This is a genomic window from Oleiphilus sp. HI0123 (genome assembly GCF_001635315.1).
Genome location: NZ_LWGE01001730.1, coordinates 1 through 2,308 on the forward strand (window position 1 = coordinate 1; position 2,308 = coordinate 2,308).

At 41.2% G+C, this 2,308-nt stretch carries 3 protein-coding genes; 1 reads left to right on the forward strand and 2 read right to left on the reverse strand.

All coding sequences use genetic code 11. The features are described 5' to 3' along the window. The coding region (locus A3761_RS23405; RefSeq protein ID WP_156492063.1) for an ATP-binding protein at nucleotides 1-1,349 on the reverse strand (1,349 nt) is incomplete at its 3' end. Between the two features lie 226 nt (nucleotides 1,350-1,575). Between A3761_RS23405 and A3761_RS23410 the strand changes: the two genes are divergently transcribed. Then, nucleotides 1,576-1,974 (forward strand): hypothetical protein, encoded by a 399-nt coding sequence (locus A3761_RS23410; RefSeq protein WP_068510814.1) that lies wholly within the window; start codon nucleotides 1,576-1,578, stop codon nucleotides 1,972-1,974. Between the two features lie 6 nt (nucleotides 1,975-1,980). On the opposite strand, the gene A3761_RS23415 is transcribed toward A3761_RS23410, so the two are convergent. After that, nucleotides 1,981-2,308: AraC family transcriptional regulator (locus A3761_RS23415; protein ID WP_156492064.1), on the reverse strand; the 328-nt coding region annotated here is incomplete at its 5' end.

Genomic DNA, 2,308 nt, shown 5'->3' on the forward strand with positions numbered 1-2,308 from the left:
CGATTCATTTCGTTTTCGAAGTCCGCTGTCACTTTAAACAGTTCTTCAAACTCAGGGTCGTAATTCTGAAGCAATAGATAAGTTTCGAGGTCACCAAAGAGAATAATCTTAACATCTAATGGAATCGGTTCCGGTTCCAAAGAAATCGTTCCAGACAAAGTCACTTCTCTTTCCAGGGAATTGATTTGCAGTTCCTTGGAACGCAGGGCTCGCTTGATCCCGTCCCACACAAAAGGTTGTTCAAGCACCTTCGCCGCATCAATCAACAGGTAGCCACCGTTGGCACGATGTAAGCAACCCGAGCGAATTAAGGAGTAGTCGGTAAACACCGTGCCTTTGTAGGTCACATGCTCCACATAACCAAACATCGTGTGATAGTTTGGGTTTTCTTCAACGATAACAGGCTCTTTAGAGTCCTTGTGCTGAACCAGTACATTAACCTGATATCTACGAGGTAGTTTCTTCTCAAGCGTTGCATTGGACATAGCGCCCTGCTCTTCGCTGTCTTCGAGAAAAATATCTAAGTTATTGACGATATCATTTTGTATATCATTCAAATAATCAATTACTAAAGAGTGCTTATGATATTTGTGAGCAAGTGACTCAACCAGGTGCTGTGTAACGCCCAGTACAACCTCTTCATTGAGCGCTTGCTGCTTATCTACAAACTCCTGTTCCCAGTTTGCTATTTTTCTAATCACCCCTCTTAGCTTTAATTCAAGCTTAGTGATTACATCATCAAACTGATCTTTCTCATCTTCCGCAAGTGCTTCAAAGCTTTCGACTGTATGTACATCTTCACCATTCATTGCAGTGAGACGGTATCCACCAGGGGTTGTCAAAGATAGCTTTACCTTTTTTCGCTTCGCTTGCTTAGCGACTTTCTCTAATGCCGCTTCTTGCTTTTCAGCGTATTCTAGCTTGAGTGCTTCTGAGCGCTGAAAGTACTGATCATTCTCGAAAGCCTGAGGAATGCCTTTGACCAAACGGGTCATAAGCTTTTCGACATCCTTTTTTAAATTAGCGCCCATGCCAACCGGTAACTTAAGTACTTTGGGTGATCTAGGCTCATCGAAGTTAGCAACGTAGCACCAATCGTATAACTCTCTATTTTCTTTACGGTGATGATCTAGAAAACGCAAGATCATCGTACGCTTGCCCAAGCCATTGCGGCCAATTGCATACACATTGTAACCAGAGTCAGGCATTGACATCGCAAAGCGGACAGCTTCCTGTGCACGGTCCTGACCTACAAATTCATTTAATGGCGGCAGAGCTTTAGTACTGGAAAAGCCCAAGTCAGCATCATCACATGTTTTGTATAATTGTTTCGTAGATAGCGGTTTCAATGTGAGCCCTTAAATATTATGAAAATGATTACATGCAAAGCATTAGTTCAAAGTATCTAAACGATATTAACAAAACAGACTGGCTTAACAAGACTAATTTTTACCAACAATTTAACCTATATTCATTTACTATAAGAACAGCTGTCAGTTGAAAGTTGATTTGTTGGGTGTTTAGCGTTTAATATCCCTCTCCTGATTCGACCTAACCCCATACCATTTTATACCTATGCATAAAATTAAACTCATAAATTGGGCAGAGCGCCGCATTAAAAGACGCCATAAAGCGCCTGATTTACGAATATCAATACAACCTGTCGGCTTAAGAAAATTCTTCAGTTCCTCACAGGAAGTTAAATGCCTCGATATCAATCGCTATGGTATGGCGATCAGGTCGCGTCGTCCCTTTAAGGCCAAAGAACGCATTCTAATTAACTTTAGAGGTAAGTATATTTCACTTTCCAAGGTTGGGGGCATCGTCACCGAGTGTGTGAAAGTTCGGCATTTTTACCGAATCAGTGTTGTTTTCAGCTACGCAAAAGACAGCAAAGAATACTGCCGCAAGACAGATAATGCTCTTTCAAGAATTGAAAGCCTTTATAACCAGCAAACAAAAGAAGCCGGGTAACTCTTCTCAAGCACTTCCAATCGAGTGTTTATCACGATAGGCACGCGGTGATAAGCCCATCCAGGTTTTAAACGCTCTAGAAAATACCGAGGCTTCATCAAAGCCTAATTCCAACCCTATCTCGCTTATTGATCGATTACTATCATTTAGCAGGCTTAGCGCTTTTTCACATCGTAGTTTTTGCTTAATTTGTTGGTAGCTAGTGTTTTCTTTTTCCAAGACACGTCTTAAATTTCTTGGGCTCATATTGAGTTCACTGGCCAAATCATCAAGCTTCTTAAACTGCATCGTATCATCAACAATCATATTCATTACTTGAGTACTAAAACTTCGT

What these genes read in the sequence shown, in the direction of transcription:
- A3761_RS23410 (WP_068510814.1), top strand. Translation starts at nt 1,576, where the DNA reads ATGCATAAAATTAAACTCATAAATTGGGCAGAGCGCCGCATTAAAAGA.